Consider the following 20,793-nt stretch of genomic DNA (forward strand, 5'->3'; position numbering starts at 1 on the left):
CCTGTCTCCTAAAAAGCCGAGGCGCTGGGAAGTTCCCAGCGCCTCGTGCAATTCTTGTTTGACCTGATCCTCGTTCACGGGGATCAGTATGTCAGCAGGCCGGCTCGACCGTAACGATCTGTCAGGCCGGCTCGACCGTAACGATCTGTCAGGCCGGCTCGACCGTAACGATCTGTCAGGCCGGCTCGACCGTAACGATCTGTCAGGCCGGCTCGACGACGACCCGGCGATACGGGTCCTCGCCTGAGGAAGTGCTGACCACGCCGTCTTCGTCATTCAATGCGTCATGGATGACCTTGCGGTCGGCTGAGGTCATTGGCTCCAGGGAACGGGCGGTGCCACTTTCGCGGACTTGGCCTGCTACTTCTGCGGCGAACTTAGACAAAGCAGCCGAACGACGCTCGCGATAGCCCGCAACGTCAATCCGCAAGCGGGTCTCGTGGTCGCCGAGGCGCCGCTGTGCAGCAACCCGAACCAGGTCCTGCACGGCGTTCAGTGTGCGGCCACCCGGGCCGACAAGTAAGCCGAGGTCATCGCCGTGCACTTGCACGTCGAGTTCAATTCCGTCAACGGTCAGTTCGGCCGTGCCGGTTCCGCCGAAGGCGGAGACCAAGTCGTTCATGAACAACACAGCTGCATCACCCACTTCCTGCGGCGTCACGTCGGACTGAGGGCGCTCATCGTTACTCATCTTCTTCTCCTGGCTCTTGCCGCTCCGGTTGTTGCCGCGTGATCGGGTCTTCGGCTCGTTCGTACTCGCGGCCGCATCGTCTTGCGTCCAATCGTCGGACTCCACGTCTGTCGATCCGTCATCGGTGGCCTCTAGTGCCTTGTCTGACTGCTTTTTGCCGCCAGTTGATTGGCCACGGGGCTTATCGCTCTTGGGCTTACGACGTCGCTCCTGCTTGGCGCGCACCGGACTCGGCATGATCCGGGCACGAATGCGAGCTTGGCCACGGGTGCGTCCGAAGAGCCCTGGCTTGGGCTCTTCGAGCACGTCGAATTCTGCCTCGTCGGCTCCGACACCCAGTTGATCAAGTGCTGCTTCTCGCGCTTCCTCGATCGTTTTGGCAGTGGTTTCCACCCATTCCATATGATATCTCTCTTTCCTTCGACAGGCCGCCGCTCCATGCGGTCGGCACACGATCTTGGTTCGTCAGCGCTTCTTCTTGCCGGACGACTTGGGACGATTCTTCGCCTGCTTGGCACGGGCCGCTTCGGCTTCTTGGCGCGTGGGTGTCGGGCGACCCTTACTGGAGCCCGACGGTGTCGGACGGTCCGCAGCAGGCTTCTTCGTGCCGTTCTTGGGCGGAGTGACCCTCTTGCTGGTCACCACCGACGGCTTCTCCGCCTTCTCGGCAGACTTATTGGACTTCGTCGCGCCGTTCCCCTTGGCGGCTGCCAAGTCCCGCTTGGCCTGAGCGAGCATGCCACCGGAGTCGCCGTTCTTCTTCGACTCTTCGCGAGCGGCATCGCCGGCGCGCTGCGCCTGACGACCGAGTGACTCGTCGCCACCGTAGAACTTCTTGGTGATGTAGTACTGCTGCAGAATGCGAAGCAGTGTCTGGAAGATGTAATAGAAGACGAGTGCCGACAAGAAAAAGATCTGGAACACAGCAAAGAACACTGGCAGGTACTGCATCAGCTTCTGCTGGGTCGGTGACATGGTCGGGCTGATCGCAGCCCGGGCAGCCACCATCTTCTGCTGAGCGAAGTACAGCGCACCGAGCGCCACCACGAGCAGGGTGTAAATCAGGCCCTCCCCGACGCCATTACCAATAGCCTGAAATGCCGAAAGGTCGAGGTTGAAACGCCACCACGGCATGTCTGTCCGGCCGTAGAGCGACAAGTACAGGTCGGAATCTTGCGCCAGAAAGCGGGGGATGAACCCCTGGACGGTGTCGGCACTATTAATGGCACGCAACGTCGCTGAAGCCACTTCCTTGGCACCATTCGCGTCAGACGGGATGTACACCAGGCCGCGCAAAATACGAAACATCACGATGAAGATCGGCATTTGCGCCGCAATCGGCAAGCACGAGGCCATCGGGTTGACTTTGTGCTCCTGGTAGAGCTTCATCATCTCTTCGTTGAGCTTCTGGCGATCGTTGCGATGCTCGTTCTGCAACTTGCGCATCTCCGGCGCGAGCCGCTGCATCTCCAGCATCCCCTTCGTGCTCTTGAGCGTCAACGGCGTGGTGATCGCCATGACCACCGCAGCGATGAGCGCGATGGAGATGATGTAGTCGTTGGTCAGGCTGTAGAACCAGGCGAGTAATCCAGCGGGAATCTCGAACATCGGTCAGCCGCCTTTCTTTTGAGTGGAGGACATCACTGTCGGAATGAACGGAGTAGGTAGTGTCGGTGCATCAGCACCGCCGCATTCGCACGTCGCCGTGGAAGATAGGCCGCCAGGAACAAGGTCGACGCCTGAGGGACCGAGTGGACGGCACCGAACGAGCCGACGGAGGCTCAGCCATCCGCCGCGCCAGACACCATGCACGTCGACCGACTCGAGGGCATACGCCGAACAAGATGGGAAGAAACGGCACGGCGAAGGGCGGCCCTCTCGCGCGCGCTGGTACACGACGATAACCCCGCTCACACGGCGCTGCAGCCGGGACACTTGGCCCGGCTCATGATTCCCATGGTCCCCGTGAACAGGACAAACACAGGCTTCGCCCTTCTTGGCGAGCGTTGCCAGCAGGTCGGCGTTTGGGAGTTCAACGACCTGCCCGTGGGTCATAAATACGCTCGCGAGGGCTGTGCTGCATCGAGAAGGGCAGCGGCACGTGTTTCAAGTTCTGCGAACGTCAGTTCGCTCATGGACGGACGACCTCCGAAAAGGTACAAGCCGTTGGGGAGGTCCATGGCTCCGAGGATCGCGCGTAGACGTCGGCGGAGTTGGTTACGCGTCACAGCAGGCCCGACCGCACGCCCGATGGCAAACGCAACCTGCGGGGGGCAGACGCTCGGATCGTCGACAAACGAGCACCACATAGCGTCACTTCGGACGCGCACTCCCTCCCGCCGGAGACGGGTAAACGAATCGCGATCACAGACCCGACGAATCAAGTCAGGCGGAAAGACGTGTGCGGCCCTTGTCACGGCGGGACTTCAGCACAGCCCGTCCGGCGCGGGTGCTCATGCGGGCGCGGAATCCATGCTTACGGTTCCGGCGACGGTTGTTTGGTTGAAATGTGCGCTTCACGACGTTCTCTTTCGGACGTTTCGAGTCACGTCCCGGGGGAAACACGTGCCCTGGTGGACACTTCCTGTGGACTGACCAAACAAGGCTACGGCGCGCGAGGCGCGTCTCCCAACCACCCCCTCCAGGCGGCCGACCCGCGGACGTCGCTCACGATCCAGTCCAACCGCTCAATCGAAGGAAGCATGAACCACACCCACGGGGCGCCAGGGTCACCACCTCGTTCTCAACAGTTGACCCACAGCATCAGCTGAATGACATTGATGTAAGTTAATTCCCTCAAATTTTGCGTCGCTTCGTACCAGCGTATGACATGTTTTTGCGAATGTTTCAGTTCGGTTTACAACGTGCTATGTTCAATCGCTCGCCACTACCACGACACATGTCCACATCTTGTGGACAACTGTGTGGACAGAGTCGATTGCAAGCCATCCCGCAGCGAGTGGGACCACGACGTTCGAAGGAAATTGATACCAGGTGAGTGACGCTGATGATGTGTGGACACAAGTCACGTTGTTCCTCCGTTCCCAACTTGCTGAGTCCGTCTGGTTCTCGACCTTCCAGGAGATCATCCCGCTCGAAGCTGGTAGCGACATGTTGCGGCTGCTCGCACCGTCCGCCTACGTACGAGATCGGATCCTGACCCGCTATCTCTCACTGGTCACGGACGCGCTGGACGAGGCTGGAGAAGGGCACCGATCGATCGACATCGAAGTCGCGAAATCCGATGCGGTCGAAGACGAGCCGTCACCAAACGACCAGAATGTGACATCTCGGTCCTCAACAGCGTCCTTCTCCCCTCTTCATAACGGCAACGACGCACGTGCCCATGTTGATGAAGCTGGGTTAAACCCTCGGTATACCTTCGAGGAGTTCGTCAAGGGGGCGTCGAACCAGTTCGCGCTAGCTGCTGCGCTCAGAGTCGCCGAAACACCTGGTAGATCATATAATCCACTCTTCATTTACGGCTCAGCCGGCCTCGGTAAGACGCACCTGCTCCACGCAATTGGTCACTACGTCCACGACAACTACCAGCACCACGAGGTGCGGTATGTCTCGACCGAGACATTTATGAATGAGTACGTCGACGCCATCCGGCAGAACACGACCAGCGCACTCCGGCGCCGCTACCGCGACATTGATGTACTTCTGATCGACGACATCCAGTTCATTGCTGGCAAGGAGGGACTCCAAGAAGAGTTCTTCCACACGTTCAACACGTTGCACGGAGCGAACAAGCAAATCATCATCAGCTCCGATCGCATGCCTGACGCCATCCCGACACTCGAGGAGCGGCTCCGTGGTCGCTTCAAATGGGGCTTACTCACGGACATCCAGCCACCCGACCTCGAAACCCGCACAGCAATTCTCCGCAACAAGGCTGAACGTGATCGCGTTGAAGTTCCAAACGAGGCGCTTGACTTCATCGCCACCAATATCTCGACCAACATTCGAGAGTTGGAAGGTGCCCTGATCCGGGTCACCGCATATGCCAGCCTGAGTGGCGAGGCAATCACCACCGAACTGGCCAAGGCACAACTTGCTGACCTCATGGTCGACACCAAGCCAAAGCACCGCACCGATGAAGAATTGCTCGCTGAGATCGCTGGGATCCTCAAATTCGAGGTCGAGGCGCTCAAGGGTAAGAGCCGCCAGCGACCACTCGTTACCGCACGTCAGATCGCTATGTACGTCTTCCGTGAGATGACCGACCTCAGTTATCCTGCAATCGCTCGGCTGTTCGGTGGACGCGACCACACCACAGTCATCCACGCGAACGAGAAGATTCAGCGTTTGATGAGTGAGCGGAAGCAGATCTACGACCAAGTCACAGACCTCCAGCAGCAGCTCAAAGCATGAACGATTGCACGCTGCAGCGCCGTTCGGTTCCCACTCTTCGCGCGACCACATGCCATCTCCGTGTGAATATCGGTGGACAACTCGTCAAAAGCGGGGGACGCGCCGCTGTGCAAGTCACGACGAAAAAGTGGACAACTCACGGTTGTCCACCGGACCACACGCGTGTAAGCCGTGACCTGGGGAGAAGTGGTCCATCCATTGTGGAAGCCCGCGAGGGCTCTACGCTGCAGGGATGGTGGGTTGTCCCCAATCCACAGCACCTACTACTTACATTGTTCTTTGAAACATCCATGCATGAGGAGAAGTGCCCACTGTGAAGTTTCGTTGCGAACGTGACGTCCTAGCTGACGCCGTTGGATCGGCTGGTCGTGCCGCCACTAACCGCACTGGCACGCTGCCTGTGTTGGCCGGTGTGCGCATGGAGGTGGCTGGCGATTCGCTGACCATCACCGGCACCGACCTTGAGCTGACAATCCGCCTATCGATCGAGGTCGGCGGTGAACGTGACGGTGCCGCCGTGGTACCTGCACGCCTCGTCGCTGACATCGTCAAGTCACTCCCGTCCGGCGCGGTTGAAATCGACCTTGCCGACGGCGACTCTGGTGCCGAGATGTCAATCAGTGCTGGCCGCTCGCAGTTTTCTGTGCGGCCCCTATCACTCGACGATTATCCCGTGCAGACCGAGCCTGTTGGCGACGCAGTCACCCTGCCGGCGGCAGACATGGCAGAGGCGCTCCGCCAAGTCGTTCGCGCAGCCTCAACTGATGATGCTCGCGCAGTGCTCACCGGTGTGCTTTTGGCGGCCGAAGATGACGGACTCCGAATGGTTGCCACTGACTCGTATCGACTTGCCGTCCGCGATCTACCGGACTCGTCAATGCTGGGCTCCGGTCAAAAAGTCCTGATTCCGGGTCGTGCCCTGAACGAGTTGCAGCGCCTGATGGGCAACGAGGAGACGCTCACCGTCCGCCTCGGCGAACGTGAAGCAACGTTTGAAGCTGGCTCGACCCGCTTGAGCACTCGTCTCATCGAAGGCGAGTTTCCGAACTATCGCAACCTGCTGCCTTCGAGCTACCCGAACTTGCTGACAGTCAGCAAGTCAGCGATGATCGAAGCAATTCGTCGTGTGAAGATTCTTGCCCAGGACTCGACTCCTGTGCGGATGACGCTCGGCGGCGACACGGTGCAGCTCACTGCGATCACCCAGGACGTCGGTAATGCCGTTGAAGAGATCGACGCCAGCTACGACGGCACCGAAATGACCGTGGCGTTCAACCCGGAGTACCTGCTGGCCGGGATTGACGCAATCGATGCTGAGGATGTCACGCTCGCCACCATGGACCCTATGAAGCCAGCGGTTCTTCGCGGTGTTGGTCAGGACGATTACTTGTACCTGCTGATGCCCGTGCGCGTTCCGTAGCCATCACCGGCTCCGTTTTTGTGTGAGCGATGACCGTGATTTTTCGTGGAATCGCTTACACAAAAACTGGACGACCTAATCTCTCAGCTGTGATCGTTGAGCATCTTGAGCTGATCGACTTTCGCAACTACGCTCAAGGCTCGTTCGATCTGACGTCCGGGACAACGGCGATCATCGGTGGCAACGGTCAAGGCAAGACAAACCTCGCTGAAGCGCTGGCCTACCTCGCGACACTGTCCAGTTTCAGAGGGGCGCCCAACGACGCGCTCGTCAAAGCGGGCGCCTCACAGGCGATCATCCGTGCAATTGTTCGCCACGACGACGGCCGCGAAACCTTGATTGAAGCCGAACTGGTCGCCGCAGGTCGCAACCGCGTGCAGGTCAATAAGCAGAAGCTGGTTCGCGTCCGTGACTTACTGGGCTCGGTTCGTGTCACAGTTTTTTCGCCAGACGATCTCATTTTGGTCAAGGGTGGGCCGGGCGAGCGGCGTCGCTACATGGACGACACACTCGTCGCACTCGCAACAAAGTACGACGCGATCCGGCTGGAGATCGACCGGATCGTTCAGCAGCGGAACACACTTCTCAAGCAGGCCAATGGCCGCCTGACCGAAGAAATTGAGGTCACTCTCGACGTCTGGGATATGAAGTTCGCTGAGATTGCCGATCAGTTCGGCTACGCCCGAGCAACGCTTGTTTCGAGGATTACCCCGATGGTCCAAGACGCGTACGAGCGTCTTGCTGGCATCTCGACGCCTCTTGAGTTGACGTACGAACCTGAGTGGCGTCAGCTCGGTCTCGTCCCGGCATTGCAGGCTGCACGTATTGCAGATGTCCGTCGTGGTGTCTCGACGGTTGGGCCACACCGAGACGAGTTGAGCTTCACGATCAACGGCCTACCGAGCCGCACACACGCTTCGCAGGGCGAGCAGCGCACACTCGCTCTTGCATTGCGCCTCGCCGCGCATCAGCTGGTGACCGAACGAACAGGATCAGCACCGGTACTCGTGCTCGATGATGTGCTCTCTGAACTCGATGACGGTCGGGCCACGGCGCTCCTTGCACACATCCCACCTGGTCAAGTGATCATCACGACGGCGAGCGAACTTCCACCCGCCGCGCGGGCCGACCGAATCCTGCGGGTCGAAGGCGGCAGGGTTGTCGAATGATCTCATTGAATTAGCGCCTGACTTGGTGCTCCGACGGCGATAACCGGGTTTGCCCGCAACGCTGAGGGTCACTGATTACCTGGCTGGCAAGCGTTCGAGTCTCCCAACTCGCAGCTACGGTGGATCGTCTGATGGCTGAGCCTGTGCCGATCACGAAGTCGCTCGATGGAATCATGAAATCCTTGCGCGGGACCGATCGGATCCAGATTGGCGGTGTTTTCGGCAAATGGGCCGATGCTGTCGGCGCGAATGTTGCCGCGCACGTCCGACCTGTTCGACTCGATCAGGGTGTGTTGACGGTCGAAGCCGACGACGTGGCATGGGCCACGCAGGTCAAGTTTCTGTCCGGCACGATCATTGCTCGGCTGGAAGAAGTTGCCCGTGTGCAGGTGGAACGCGTTGAAGTGCGCGTCGCCCGCGCGCGCTGATCTCCGGTCTGAAGCGCCCGGAGGAGCGGTTCGCGCAACTTGTGATGTGGATCATCGCAAGTGCGGCGAGATGGCCGCAAAATAAGTGGGTACATCTGTTCTGACAATCGTGTAGTTTGCTGGCGCGAATTCGCATCTCTGTGACACCCATGGAGTACACTGAAATCCAATTGCGGGAAGGGTTTTCTGCCGGTCTGATGTACCTGGCGCAAGCGCTCTCATCGCCCCTAAAAGCACGGCGTGCTGACGCCGTGTCCGACGACTTGAAGACATCGAGGTTCGAGTGTCCAACGACACCGCTGATACCCCCGCTGAAACCGGCGACGAGCAGGCCCCAGAGCCGACGCCGAAGCCTTCTGCTGAGAAGACGTCCAACAAGCTCGGCAACTATGGTGCCGCACAGATCCAGGTGCTTGAGGGGCTCGACCCCGTTCGTAAGCGCCCAGGCATGTATATCGGTTCCACCGGTTTGCAGGGCTTACACCACCTGATCTGGGAAGTTGTTGACAATGCGGTCGACGAAGCAATGGCTGGCGTGTGTGACAGCATCGTCGTCACACTGCAGGCCGATGGCGGCTGTCGCGTCGACGACAACGGTCGCGGCATTCCGGTCGACCCCTATCCATCAGGCGAACACAAGGGCAAGAGCGCTGCTGAAGTAGTGCTGACCGTGTTGCACGCCGGCGGCAAGTTTGGCGGCGAAGAGAGCGGCTACAAGGTGTCTGGTGGGCTCCACGGTGTTGGCGTCTCCGTGGTGAACGCACTGTCGACTCGCCTCGAAATCCAAGTCGACCGCGCCGGCGTTCGGTACGAGCAGACCTACCTCGATGGCGGCAAGCCGAAGGCGGAGATGAAGCCGACCGGTGAGACGCCTCCGAGCGGCCGGGAAACCGGGACGAGCATCACGTTCTACCCCGACGCTGGGATCTTCCAGGCCGAGGGCACCGAGTTCGTCGCCCGCACGGTGATTGATCGTCTGCAAATCATGGCGTTTTTGAACAAGGGCCTCGAGATCGTCTTCAAAGACGAGCGTGCCGAGCGCGAGCAAGACGTCACGTTCCAGTACAAGGGTGGTCTCGTCGACTTCGTGAAGCACCTCAATGCTTCCAAGGAGCCGTTGTTCTCCAAGGTCTGCAACTTTGAGGACGAAGACGTCGAGGAGGGCATGGAACTCGACATCGCCATGCAATGGAATACCGGGTACCACGAGGGTATCCACGGGTACGCCAACGGCATTTCCACCACCGAGGGCGGCATGCACGTCGAGGGCTTCAAGACCGCCCTCACATCGGTGGTGAACAAATACGGCAAAGAGAAGAATCTCATCAAGGAAAAGGATGCGAATCTCACCGGTGACGACGTGCGTGAAGGCCTCACGGCGATCGTTACAGTCAAGCTACGAGAGCCGCAATTTGAGGGTCAGACCAAAGCCAAACTCGGCAATGTGCCTGCCCGCTCCTTCGTCCAGAAGGCCACCTACGCTCGCATGGTCGAGTGGATGGACGAGAACCCCGCCGAGGCCAACCGAATCGTCAAGAAGGGGCTCGCCGCGGCTCAGGCACGCGATGCCGCGAAGAACGCACGTAACGCAATCCGCCGCAAGACGGCCCTGTCCGGCGCTGGCATGCCCGACAAGCTGAAGGATTGTTCGTCGAAGGACGCCTCCGAGTCCGAGATCATGATCGTCGAGGGTGACTCTGCTGGCGGCACGGCCGTCGATGCGCGCGACCCACGGACTCAGGCGATTCTTCCGATTCGCGGCAAGATCCTGAACGTCGAACGAGCCCGCATCGACAAGATGCTGAAGAACACCGAGATCCAAGCACTGATCACGGCGATTGGTGCCGGTGTTGGTGACGAGTTTGACGTCACGAAGTGCCGGTACCACAAGGTCATCTGCCTGGCTGATGCCGATGTCGACGGTAGCCACATCCGAACACTGCTCTTGACGTTTTTCTTCCGCCAGATGCGTGAGATGGTCGAGGCCGGCTATTGCTACATCGCTCAGCCACCGCTCTATTCGACCGAGATCGGCAAAGAAAAGGTCTACCTCAAGGACGATGCGGCCAAGAACGCGTTCATGGCTGAACGACCGAACCACAAGAAACAGTTCCAGCGCCTGAAAGGCCTCGGCGAGATGGATTGGGAAGAGCTTCGCGGCACCACCATGGACGCCAGTACCCGCACACTGCTCCAGGTCACTGTTGATGAAGCCGCCGAGGCAGACCACATCACATCGGTCCTGATGGGTGACGACGTACCGAGCCGCCGCGAGTTCATCGTCAAGAACGCTCGCGACGTTCAGAACCTCGATTTCTGATCCCACCGTTGCAGTTGGGGTCAGACCCCAACTGCAACGGCAGTACGAACCGCACGACGAACGAGAAATGACCAACACTCATGACTGACACCACTGACGACACACCAACTGGCGGTTCGATCCAGCCGATCGCGCTCAATGAGGAAATGGAAAGCTCATTCCTCGAGTACGCCATGTCGGTCATCATGTCGCGTGCCCTACCCGACGTGCGCGACGGCCTGAAGCCCGTGCATCGCCGGATCATCTGGGACATGGAAGAGCAGGGCTTTCGCCCGGACCGCGGCCACGTCAAGTGCGCCCGTGTCGCCGGCGACACGATGGCCCGCTTCCACCCGCACGGTGACTCTGCCATTTACGCCGCCCTCGTGCGTATGGCCCAGCCGTTCTCGCTGCGTCATCCGTTGATCGACTTCCACGGCAACTACGGCTCACCCGATTTCGGTCCGGCCGCGTCGCGCTACACCGAGTGTCGCCTTGACCCGCTCGCGATGGAACTACTTGCCGGCATCGACGAAGACACCGTCGACATGATCCCGAACTACGACGGGACCACCGAAGAACCCGTCGTGCTGCCGGCGCGATTCCCGAACTTGCTGGTCAACGGCAGCCAAGGCATTGCTGTCGGCATGGCGACGAACATCCCGCCGCACAACCTCGGCGAAGTGATCGACGCCGTCGTGCACCTCATCGACAATCCCGACGCCGATGTTGACGCTCTCATGGAGTTCGTCAAAGGTCCGGACTTTCCGACCGGCGGACAGATCCTCGGCAGGGCCGGCATCATCGACGCATACCGGACTGGACGCGGCTCGGTCAAGACACGTGCCAAGGCCTCAATCGAAGAAGGCAAGAACGGTCGCTACGAGATCGTCGTCACCGAACTGCCGTACCAGACCTCCTGTTCAGCCATTGCGGCACGTATCCAGCAGTTGGTCGACAACGGCGATCTCGACGGCATTGCTGATGTCAACGACGGCTCCAACGGTGGCAAGACTGAGCTGATCATCAGCCTCAAACGTGACGGCAACGCCAACGTGGTGATGAACAACCTGTTCAAGCTCACCCAGCTGCAGTCAACGTTCTCGATCAACATGGTCGCCCTCGTGAAGGGTGTGCCCAAGCAGATCAACTTGCGTGACGCCCTCGTCGCCTATGTCGACCACCAGGTCGAGGTCATCACCCGGCGGACCCAGAACCGGTTGAAGAAGGCCAGGCATCGCGAGCACATCCTCGAAGGGCGTATCAAGGCCCTTGATGTCATCGACGAGATCATCAAACTCATCCGGGCAAGCGACGACGTCGCCATTGCGCGGGATGGCCTCATGGCGACGCCGTTCGAATTCTCCGAGATCCAGGCCAACGACATCTTGGACATGCAACTCCGTCAACTGACTCGGCTTTCGCGGATCGACCTGCAGACCGAACTTGACGAATTGCGTCTCAAGATCATTGATCTGCAAGACATCCTCGACAATCCTGATCGCCTCAACACGGTCATCAAGGAAGAGATCACGGCAATCCGCGACAAGTTCGCGACCGACCGCAAGTGCGAGTTGACCTACGACATCGGCGAGATGTCGATCGAAGACCTCACCGACGACAAGGAACTGGTCATCGTGATGACCGAGGCCCAGTACGTGAAGGCCGTACCGGCTGGATCGTTCAAGACGCAGGGCCGGGGCGGCCGTGGTGTGTCGGGCGGTAAGTTGAAGCTCGACGACATTGTGCGCCACGTGATCTTCACCACTGCGCATGCGCACTTGCTGTTCTTCTCAAACTTGGGCAAGGTCTATCGATTGCGGGCGCTCGACGTTCCCGAGCGTGAGCGCACGGCCAAGGGCATGCCGATTGTCAACTTGTTACCGCTCATCCCAGGCGAGCGCGTCGAGGCAATCATCGACACCCGGGAGTTCGGTATCGACCGTTATCTTTTCTTCGCCACGAAGAATGGCACGGTGAAGAAGACGACCTTTACCGAGTACGACAAGAGCCGTCGTGATGGCTTGATCGCCATCAACTTGAAGGACGGCGACGAACTCGTCAAGGTCATCGAGACCAGCGGCGGCGACGACATTTTCATGGTGTCCGGTGGCGGCATGACGATTCGCTTTAACGAGAACGATGTCCGCTCGATGGGTCGCACAGCGGCTGGCGTGCGCGGCATGAAGCTGAAGAACGATCAGGATCGAGTCGTGTCTGTCGATGTGGCCCGTGATGACACGTCCATTCTGATCGTGACCGAGGCCGGCTACGGCAAGCGAACCCAGCTCGACCACTTCAACGTCCAGGGCCGCGGTGGCCAGGGTGTTCGCGGGATGAAGCTCACCGGCAAGAAGGGTGAGGTCGTGGCAGCGTTCATGGTCGGTATCGACGACGAGATCGTCGCGGTATCCGAGTCGGGCATTACGATTCGCATGCAAGTCCGCGAGATCTCCGAGCAGGGCCGCGGTGCAACCGGCGTCCGTGTGATGAACATGGATGATGGCGACACGGTCAGCTCCGTTGCATCGATCGTCGCTGGTGAAGGCGACGCCGACGCAGATGCCGACGTCGGCGCCAACGCGGACGACTGATCCGGCCCGCCTCAATTTCAGCTGGACTGCCTCGTAGGCCGTGAGGTAGATGCGCCCCTACCTCACGCCGTTGCTGTTGTTGGTAGCGTGATCCAGTCGACTTCCGGGTCTCCTTGCTGCTCGGGCAGCCTCCTTCAAATCGAATGAGTGGAGATGCTGATGGAGCTACGACGAAACGATGCCGGCCAGGCGGCCGTCTTCCTGCTCATGGTCGTGATGGCAGTGGGAATTGCACTCACGAGCGCACTGGTCGAGTTCGGCGCGATTGCCCAACGCCGAGCGCGTGCTCAGACGGCGGCCGATGCGGCCGCACTGGCATCGCTCGACGGTGGGGCGGCAGCGGCTTCGACGTATGCAGAACGCCATGGTGCGATTGTCGTGTCCTGGTTGCAGGGCCCGGAACCGCACCAGGTCACGGTGGTTGTCCGGTTGGGCGACACCACTGCGTCAGCCCGAGCAACGAATGCACCGTGATGCCGACTTGTGTATCGATGCACCCATTGGGGTGACGCCCTGCAGTTTGACCGGACCATTGCAGGTGGGTTGCGTACACTCGGCGAGGTGAATCCCACCGAAGAAGAGCTCGATTCGTCCAGGGCGGACGAGGTCGTCGGTGAGCTCATGTCTGACGACGGTGAGAACGACGGACCGAGCACTGCAGAGATCGACGCACTCGACCAATCCCTGGTCGACTCACTTGCGGACTACGTAGCGAACGCTGACCCTGGTGTGGCTGGAGCGGTCGAAGGGGCGGTCCTCGCAGACGACGAACTCAGCGACGATGACTTCGACGAAGATGACCAAACGCATGATGTTCCGGACATCGTGTTCGCAACCGAAGGTGGCGACGACACCGATGCTTCGGACAGTGATGCATCTGAGAGTGATGGCGCTGAGGCCAAAGATGGGCACACCTCTCATCGCGAGGTGTCAGGCGACGTTCTCGAAGAGCTTCGTCGTGCCGACATCGACGGCCCGGTGGTCGATGCGGCGCCGCAGGATGTCAGCACGTCGGGTCGACGTCGACCGAAAAAGTCCGTCGATTACGACCCGGCTCCGATCCCGGTCCCGCTCAAAGTGCCACGGATTCTCGGTCGCAAGGCGCGTGTCCGCAAGGTCACACGAGTTGTCCGCCACGTTGATCCGTGGTCGGTGTTTAAAATCGCGCTCATCGCGAACATGGTGCTGTATTTGACACTGTTGACCGCATCTGTGCTGCTGTGGAACGTTGCATACGCGACCGGTACTGTCGAGAACGTTGAGCGATTCTTCGAGTCCTTCGGCTGGCAGTCGTTCGAATTCAATGGTGGCGAGATCTACCACGCTGCTTGGATCGCCGGCCTCTTCGGGGTTCTCGGCTTAACTGGCCTCGCTTTGCTCTTCGCATCTCTGTTTAACCTCATCACGGACCTGGTCGGTGGCGTCCGGTTCACGGTGCTTGAAGAAGAAGTCGTCGAATCACGGTCATCGCCGATGCGCCGTTTCGTGGTGCGCCGTCCAGAGCCTGAAATTCCTGCCGTGTTACAAGATGCTTCGGGTCCGCTCATTCGCGAGGCGATAGTCGACGATTCTGGCCATTTCGAACGCTGACAGGGGTCTTGTGCTCGATCGCACGGGTCGAAAACCGCGCGTGCCGATCCGACTGTCGGGCGATAACGTCTCGTACCTGCTGGGGCTATAGCTCAGTCGGTTAGAGCGCATCGCTGATAACGATGAGGTCCCTGGTTCGATTCCAGGTAGCCCCACCCCAGTAACGAGACCCCCGAGCAATCGGTGGGTCTCGTTGCGGTTTTCAGCCACTGCGACTGGAGCGCGCTTCGACCGAGGTTGCATTCGCGTCGCAGGCCGAACATGCTCTGCTGATGAAGCTGCTGCGCGGTGCCATCTCGGCGATTTTGTTGGCTGGCACGTTTGCTGCGTGCCTTCGGGTCCGCGGCACCGGCGGCACGCCACCGCAGCATGGCGGGTGGCGACCACTCGAACTGCCGGACCGCTGATGGTGAGCCGCGTCGCACTTGTCGGCAACGGTGTCACCGGCAGCCGCATTGCGAAACGACTCAATATCGTGGCGCCTGGTTGCCAGGTGATCCAGGTCGATCCACGGGGCGACATGTCAGCGGCGCACGGTGCCGACGTTGCAATCCTCGCCCACGGCGGGCCGCAGATTCGATCGGCGACTCGTTTGGTCGAGATGGGCGTGCCCATCGTGTCCGTCACCGACAGGAGCGCCGATGTGCAGGCGCTGCTGGAACTCGACTACTCGGCCCGTCTCCAAGGTGTTCCGTTGGTTGTCGGAGCAGGGATGTCTCCGGGGTTGACTGGTCTGTTGGCGCGTCATCTTGTTGAGCAACTTGAGTCGTGCGACGAGATTCATGTTGCCGTGCACGGCACTGCCGGCCCTGCGTGTGCGCGCCAGCATCACCGCGCACTGGCTGGGCATGCGCATGGATTGCATGATGGTGAGCCGATCGTCAAGCCGGCCGGCTCTGGCCGCGAACTGTGTTGGTTCCCCGAACCAGTCGGTGCGTACGACTGCTACCGGGCCGAGTTGCCGTCACCGATGCTGATCCATCAGAACTTCCCGACGGTGCATCGGATCAGCGCACGCGTGTCAGCAAACCGACGTGACCGCCTGACCGCCCGACTCCCAATGCTCAGACCACCCCACAGCGAAGGCGGCGTCGGTGCTGTTCGCGTCGAGGTCCGCGGGCGCGCTGCCACGGGCGAGCGAATCACGCTGATCGCTGGCGTGGCTGAACTGGTCGCGACGAGTGCCGCCGCGACTGCGACCGCCTTTGCAGCTGCGGTTCTCGATGGGTCGCTCCACGCTGGCGTTGTGTCCAGCGGTGCTGCTGAACTCGACACCCTGGGCCTTTTGCACACCATCGAACGGCTCGGTGTTCGCCTCCAGGAGTTCACTGGCATCCCACACTTCAGCCCGGAAAAAAGACCACTTGACTGAAACAACATGACTGAAACCACTGTTCCGGTGCCTGACCAGACCGGCCTTGCGATGCCGTGGCTGCCAGACAGCAAGGTTGTTGTCATCGATGGTCGGGGCGAATTCTTCGTTCGGCACCATCAGCACGCCGACTCGTCGGCTCCCACCGTGCTCCTCCTCCATGGCTGGACGGCGTCGTGCGATTTGCAGTTCTTCACGGCCTACGAGGCGCTGGCTGCTGTCTGCTCGTTCGTTGGCATAGATCATCGTGGTCACGGCCGCGGTCTTCGGACCCCGGCTGATTTCACGTTGGAAGACTGTGCAGACGATGCTGCGGCCGTCGTCCGTGCACTCGGGATCAGCGGCGTCACGGCGATCGGTTACTCAATGGGTGGGCCGATCTCGATGCTGCTCGCCCGACGCCATCCTGATCTTGTGACCGGTGTGATCACACAGGCCACCGCCCTGGAGTGGAACAGCACGCTGCGTGAGCGGTTGCAATGGAGGTTCCTTCCGTTGATGGGATCGGTGTTGCGGTCACGCGTGGCTGGACGCTTCATGAAGCGATTCCTGGAACAGATGCTGCCCGACGGTCACTCGCTCAACCGATTGGTGCCCTGGTTGCGCGGCGAGAGTCAACGTGCTGACATCAGCGCGGTCACTCAGGCGGGCAAGGCGCTGGGCAAGTACGACGCGACATCGTGGGCTTCATCACTGGGGATTCCTGCAGCCATGCTGATCACCACGAATGATCGACTCGTCCGGCCGCGCCAGCAGCGTGCGCTGGCTCAAGCCCTGGGTGCCCAAACCCGGGAGATCGCCACCGATCACCTCGCGCCGTGGGAGGCGCCCGATCAGTTCGCGTCGTTGACCGTTGAACTGCTCTCGATGGTGACTGCACCACCAGAGAGTTGACCGACCTGGAGCGAGAGCCGTTCGATCATCTCGCTCATTTGGTCGAGACGATCCCCGATGTCTTCGCCGGTGACCATGTCGGTGAGCGACACTCTGACGCTGGCAATTTCGCGGGCCAGGAACTCGGTGTCTGCCTGAGTCCGCTCGGCAACTTCACGGTCGGTTTCTGATGTCACCCGGTCGCGTCGTTCCTGGCGTGACTGTGCGAGCAAAATCAGCGGTGCTGCGTACGAGGCTTGGATCGAGAGCACCAGCGTGAGCAGCACGAGGCCGCGGTCCCATGGGTCGAATTGGAGGTTGCGCGGGGCAAACGCGTTGTGGATGATCCACATGCTGACGACAATCGACTGCCACACCAGAAAGCGTGCGGTGCCCAAGAAGTTGGCAATCGATTCGGCGAAGCTACCGAAGACGTCGGAGTCGTACGTGACACCCAGCCGGCGCCGAGAGCGCGGTGCGGCCAGGTCTTCGCGCCGCTTCACGACGTACTCACTTCGGGTGTCGAGCTTGGCTTGCGCCGGGTGCGCCAAGCCGGGCCGAGCATCCGGTCGATCACGTCATCAACGGTGACGGCGCCGAGGAGGCGGCCGGCGGGGTCACAGACGGCAACAGCGAGCATGTCGTAGCTGGCCAGACGTTCGGCGACATCACGGTCCGACGTCTCCGGCGCGACGATCGGCACATCTTCGAGCATCCGACCGATTTCCATGTTCGGTGGTTCACGCAGCAGGCGCTGCATGTGCACGATGCCAAGGAACTTGCCGGTCGGCGACTTGAACGGTGCGTTGCAGACGAAGACCTGGGCAGCGAGGCTCACGACCCAGTCAGGGTGGCGTATTTGGGCGAGTGCTTCAGAGACGGTGGCGTGCGGGCCGAGGATGATGACCTCCGGCGTCATGAGGCCGCCCGCGGTGCCTTCTTCGTACGACAGAAGACGACGGACGGTTTCAGCGTCCTCGTCGCCCATGACATCGAGCATCTCTTGCCGCTTAACCTCGGACATCTGGCCGAGGAGGTCGGCGAGATCGTCAAAATCCATCTCGTCGAAGACGCCTTCGAGCCGCTCCCGGTCGAGGCTCTCGACGATGCGCACCTGTTCGGCCTCGGTCAACTCTTCAAGGACATCAGCGAGCCGTTCGTCATCCATGGCTTCGGCGATCTGACGACGCTGTTCGTTGGGGAGCGAGCGGACGAACGCAGCGACTTCGGCCGGGTGGAAGTCGCGCAGACGAGCGGCTTCGGCCTGCATCTCGGTCGGCTGGTCGAAGAGTGCCGGTACCTCTTCGAAATCGACGAGTCGATACGCCGTACGTCGTCGCAGCGTGTTCTTGGAGGTCAAGCGGACTTTGTCGATCTCCCACCAGCTGGATCGCCCGTCAGAGTTACGGAGTATCGCGATATCGCTGACGGTCTCTGTTCCGACCTTGCGATCGATCAGCTCGGCGTTGATCAGTACCTCGCCGGGGCGGGGCTTGAATGGGTTGAGGTCGATGTCCCAACTTTGCAACCGAGCGCCGTCGCTGTTCAGTTCGGCGATGCGGTTCGCGTTGACGAAGATACGTCTGCGCTGGCTCGACGCGACGAAGCCGACGATGCGCGGTGGTGTGTCGGGCTCACCGTTCCTGCCGGGGCGGCCTGGGATCGCAACGAGGTCTTCGATCCGTCCGATTGGCGATCCACCCGCGTCGAGCAGCGGGAGGCGCAGCACACGAAACGCGTAGATCAGTTCGCCGGCCATTTCTTCAGGTTACTCGGGGTGTCCGACCGGCCCTGGTGTCTGCCCGTATCCTCTCGCGCTGTGGCGGACGCTGACGATCAAGAATCCGGTGACCCGACTTTGTCGACACTGAAACAGCCGCCAGCGTGGTGGCATCGCCATCTTGAGCCCGAAGAACGCCAGCGTGTGATGGCTGAACTGGCGATCAAGCGGCAGGAGCATTGGGGCTTTCGTTTCACAACAATGCTGACACTGTCCGTGGTGGTCGCGGTGATGGGCCTGTCGGCAGACTCTGCTGCCGTCGTGATTGGTGCCATGTTGCTTGCTCCGTTGATGCAGCCTGTCTTGGCAACTGCTGCCTGCATTTCGATGGCGCTGTTCCGCAAGTCGTTGCGGTCGTTCGGCGTGGTCGCCCTGGCAACGCTTGGCTCGATCGCACTGTCGTATGTGTTGGCGGCATTGTTCGTCAATGGCGACCTGCCGCGCGAGGTCACGAGCCGCACTGCTCCGGACATCCGTGACCTCGTTGTTGCGCTCGGGGCCGGCTTTGCTGGCGCCTACGCAACGGTTCGAAAGGACGCATCGTCCTCGCTGCCAGGTGTGGCTGTGGCTGTCGCGCTCGTTCCGCCACTGGGCACCGTTGGGATCGCGCTTGAAGCCGGACAGATGACGTTTGCCCGGGGCGCAATGCTCCTCTATACGACCAACCTGGCAGCGATTGTCCTGGCCGGTGCGGTCGTGTTCGTGGTGACCGGATTCGTGCCGCCGAAGCGCCTGGCGATGATGGGGACCCGTTCACTCGCCGTCGGTATCGGGGTCGCAGCGTTGCTCGTGGCGATCGCTATCCCGCTCTACCGAGCGTCGACGTCTGCAGTCGAGGCCAGTGATCGACAGGTCCAAGGACAGTTGATCGTGTCCGATTGGCTGGCCACCACCGAGACGACGAGTTCGGATATTGCGTTCGACGGCGACCGCATCTTCGTCAACGTGACGAGCTTCGAAGAGCCGATTGACGAGCAGTCGATGGTTCAACTGATGCAGGCGGAGTTTGGTAACGACAGAATCGTGTCGACCGCGTGGGACAAGGTTGAGCGTTTCGCGGCGGCGACGACAACAACCGAACGACCGCCGTCCGAAGAAGAGATTCGTCTCGTCCGAGTCCAGGCAATCGTGCAGGCCTGGCTACTCGATGGTGGACCGCCCTCAGGCCGTCGTCTCGACGCGCTGTTGGTCGAAGGGAACGTGGTGCGTGTTGATGTCAGCGGTGTTGGCGACGCCCCGTCGTTGCAGGCGCTTGGTGAGCGCCTCGATGCCGAGTTTGCCGAGACTCTGGTCGTTGAACTGACCTGGCTTGAGCGTCAGGAGGTGGCGCAGGGCGAACCTGCGGCGACCCCAGACGAGGTCCTGTCTCAGCGTGTTGGCGTGGTGGCCAGGTCGTGGGCGGCCGGCAACGGGCTGGTCGTGCAAAACCTCACCGTGATCGAAGGGCAAGTAGTCATCGAAGTGACCGGCCCAGAACAACCCAACGCGGCCGGCCTGGTGCAAGCAATTGGCGAGCTCCTCGGCCCCGACGGCACCGTCCAGGTCCTCTTCACACAACGCCTCGACATCACGACGACCACGACGACGACGACCACCACCACGATCCCCCAAGTCCCGATCTAGCCGGACCGGACCTGTCAATGCGACGCCAGTCGCGGGCCCGAAGTAGTGCGACGAAACCCCAGCGTTGAGATGCACTCGGCTGCTGCATGAGACAGTGCTGAAGATGAGAGACCTAAATATCTTGCGCGATACATCAGCGTGCAAGCAGGCGCCCCCGAGTTTTGTGTGAGCGATAGCACCGTCGGATCCGGGAATCGCTCACACAAATGGCGAGCGCAGTCATGTCAGGCGAGTGCAGCGACTTCTACGAGCGTGTCGGAGTAGGCAACGCCGCCACCCCATTCGGTCAGGGTGTCATTGGTGAGGGCGTTGGCGGCCTTGCCGTCGGGGTGATCTTGCATCCACCAGCCCCAGGGGATAGCGACGACACCAGGTCGGAGCCGCGTCGAGATCTTCACGGGCAACTGAACGGACGCCCGCCCGTTCCACACTCGTGCGGTCGCACCGTCGACGAGTTCCCGAGCGGCCGCGTCGGCGGCGTCGAGTTCGACGAACGGGCCACCTTCGGCCGGCCCGTGCTTCGGGAGGTGCGAGTACCCCGAGTTGAGAAACCGAGCATGGTGCTTCGGGGTGAGCA

General features: G+C 60.7%; 20 protein-coding genes and 1 tRNA gene. 13 read left to right on the forward strand and 8 right to left on the reverse strand.

The features are described 5' to 3' along the window. Window positions 1–202: 202 nt before the first annotated feature. From jag to rpmH, 5 genes are all read right to left on the reverse strand, one after another. Window positions 203–1,084: an RNA-binding cell elongation regulator Jag/EloR gene (jag, locus tag ACH2EI_RS04060; RefSeq protein WP_395159198.1), complete on the reverse strand. Its 882-nt coding sequence runs from the start codon at window positions 1,082–1,084 to the stop codon at window positions 203–205. A gap of 72 nt (window positions 1,085–1,156) precedes the next feature. Next, complete coding sequence (gene yidC, locus ACH2EI_RS04065) at window positions 1,157–2,299, reverse strand: membrane protein insertase YidC (RefSeq protein ID WP_395159200.1); 1,143 nt, start codon at window positions 2,297–2,299, stop codon at window positions 1,157–1,159. 3 nt (window positions 2,300–2,302) lie between these two features. Beyond that, window positions 2,303–2,746: a membrane protein insertion efficiency factor YidD gene (yidD, locus tag ACH2EI_RS04070; protein ID WP_395159202.1), complete on the reverse strand. Its 444-nt coding sequence runs from the start codon at window positions 2,744–2,746 to the stop codon at window positions 2,303–2,305. Further along, the gene (locus tag ACH2EI_RS04075; RefSeq protein WP_395159204.1) at window positions 2,743–3,108 is read right to left on the reverse strand and encodes a ribonuclease P protein component; all 366 of its coding nucleotides are present in this window, start codon (window positions 3,106–3,108) and stop codon (window positions 2,743–2,745) included. The genes yidD and ACH2EI_RS04075 overlap by 4 nt, the downstream gene beginning before the upstream one ends. Then, window positions 3,077–3,211, reverse strand: coding sequence for a 50S ribosomal protein L34 (rpmH, locus tag ACH2EI_RS04080; RefSeq protein ID WP_394930857.1), 135 nt, complete (start codon window positions 3,209–3,211; stop codon window positions 3,077–3,079). Before rpmH ends, ACH2EI_RS04075 begins: the two co-directional genes overlap by 32 nt. A gap of 474 nt (window positions 3,212–3,685) precedes the next feature. Between rpmH and dnaA the strand changes: the two genes are divergently transcribed. The 12 genes from dnaA to ACH2EI_RS04140 all read left to right on the forward strand — a co-directional run bounded on the left by dnaA (window position 3,686) and on the right by ACH2EI_RS04140 (window position 16,834). Then, complete coding sequence (gene dnaA, locus ACH2EI_RS04085; protein WP_395159206.1) at window positions 3,686–5,068, forward strand: chromosomal replication initiator protein DnaA; 1,383 nt, start codon at window positions 3,686–3,688, stop codon at window positions 5,066–5,068. 313 nt (window positions 5,069–5,381) lie between these two features. Next, window positions 5,382–6,488 (forward strand): DNA polymerase III subunit beta, encoded by a 1,107-nt coding sequence (gene dnaN, locus ACH2EI_RS04090; protein WP_395156245.1) that lies wholly within the window; start codon window positions 5,382–5,384, stop codon window positions 6,486–6,488. An 89-nt stretch (window positions 6,489–6,577) separates the two neighbouring features. Further along, entirely contained in the window at window positions 6,578–7,657 is a 1,080-nt protein-coding gene (gene recF, locus ACH2EI_RS04095) for a DNA replication/repair protein RecF (RefSeq protein WP_395159208.1), read from the forward strand. 131 nt (window positions 7,658–7,788) lie between these two features. Continuing rightward, window positions 7,789–8,085, forward strand: coding sequence for a DciA family protein (locus tag ACH2EI_RS04100; RefSeq protein WP_395156241.1), 297 nt, complete (start codon window positions 7,789–7,791; stop codon window positions 8,083–8,085). Between the two features lie 283 nt (window positions 8,086–8,368). Further along, window positions 8,369–10,405, forward strand: coding sequence for a type IIA DNA topoisomerase subunit B (locus ACH2EI_RS04105; protein WP_395156239.1), 2,037 nt, complete (start codon window positions 8,369–8,371; stop codon window positions 10,403–10,405). A gap of 80 nt (window positions 10,406–10,485) precedes the next feature. Beyond that, on the forward strand, window positions 10,486–12,978 hold the full coding sequence (gene gyrA, locus ACH2EI_RS04110) for a DNA gyrase subunit A (protein ID WP_395156237.1): 2,493 nt from the start codon (window positions 10,486–10,488) through the stop codon (window positions 12,976–12,978). A gap of 159 nt (window positions 12,979–13,137) precedes the next feature. Beyond that, a complete protein-coding gene (locus ACH2EI_RS04115) occupies window positions 13,138–13,452 on the forward strand; it encodes a hypothetical protein (protein ID WP_395156235.1) in 315 nt (104 codons plus the stop codon). Window positions 13,453–13,539: 87 nt separating this feature from the next. Continuing rightward, entirely contained in the window at window positions 13,540–14,568 is a 1,029-nt protein-coding gene (locus ACH2EI_RS04120; RefSeq protein WP_395156233.1) for a DUF3566 domain-containing protein, read from the forward strand. Window positions 14,569–14,649: 81 nt separating this feature from the next. Beyond that, window positions 14,650–14,723 (forward strand) — tRNA-Ile (locus ACH2EI_RS04125). A gap of 117 nt (window positions 14,724–14,840) precedes the next feature. Next, complete coding sequence (locus tag ACH2EI_RS04130; RefSeq protein ID WP_395156231.1) at window positions 14,841–14,975, forward strand: hypothetical protein; 135 nt, start codon at window positions 14,841–14,843, stop codon at window positions 14,973–14,975. Continuing rightward, window positions 14,975–15,940, forward strand: a complete 966-nt coding sequence (locus ACH2EI_RS04135) for a hypothetical protein (protein ID WP_395156229.1) — start codon at window positions 14,975–14,977, stop codon at window positions 15,938–15,940. The genes ACH2EI_RS04130 and ACH2EI_RS04135 overlap by 1 nt, the downstream gene beginning before the upstream one ends. A 6-nt stretch (window positions 15,941–15,946) precedes the next feature. Beyond that, entirely contained in the window at window positions 15,947–16,834 is an 888-nt protein-coding gene (locus ACH2EI_RS04140) for an alpha/beta fold hydrolase (RefSeq protein WP_395156227.1), read from the forward strand. Here ACH2EI_RS04140 and ACH2EI_RS04145 read toward each other — a convergent pair. Together ACH2EI_RS04145 and ACH2EI_RS04150 are read right to left on the reverse strand one after the other, a co-directional pair. Further along, complete coding sequence (locus ACH2EI_RS04145) at window positions 16,774–17,316, reverse strand: DUF1003 domain-containing protein (protein ID WP_395156225.1); 543 nt, start codon at window positions 17,314–17,316, stop codon at window positions 16,774–16,776. The genes ACH2EI_RS04140 and ACH2EI_RS04145 overlap by 61 nt on opposite strands. Continuing rightward, window positions 17,313–18,572 (reverse strand): magnesium transporter MgtE N-terminal domain-containing protein, encoded by a 1,260-nt coding sequence (locus tag ACH2EI_RS04150; RefSeq protein WP_395156223.1) that lies wholly within the window; start codon window positions 18,570–18,572, stop codon window positions 17,313–17,315. The genes ACH2EI_RS04145 and ACH2EI_RS04150 overlap by 4 nt, the downstream gene beginning before the upstream one ends. Window positions 18,573–18,632: 60 nt before the next feature. Between ACH2EI_RS04150 and ACH2EI_RS04155 the strand changes: the two genes are divergently transcribed. Then, the gene (locus ACH2EI_RS04155) at window positions 18,633–20,216 is read left to right on the forward strand and encodes a DUF389 domain-containing protein (RefSeq protein ID WP_395156221.1); all 1,584 of its coding nucleotides are present in this window, start codon (window positions 18,633–18,635) and stop codon (window positions 20,214–20,216) included. Between the two features lie 224 nt (window positions 20,217–20,440). On the opposite strand, the gene ACH2EI_RS04160 is transcribed toward ACH2EI_RS04155, so the two are convergent. Further along, the coding region (locus ACH2EI_RS04160) for a molybdopterin dinucleotide binding domain-containing protein (RefSeq protein WP_395159210.1) at window positions 20,441–20,793 on the reverse strand (353 nt) is incomplete at its 5' end.

Origin of the sequence: Ilumatobacter sp., from assembly GCF_041688325.1 — a bacterium.
Lineage (GTDB): Bacteria > Actinomycetota > Acidimicrobiia > Acidimicrobiales > Ilumatobacteraceae > Ilumatobacter_A.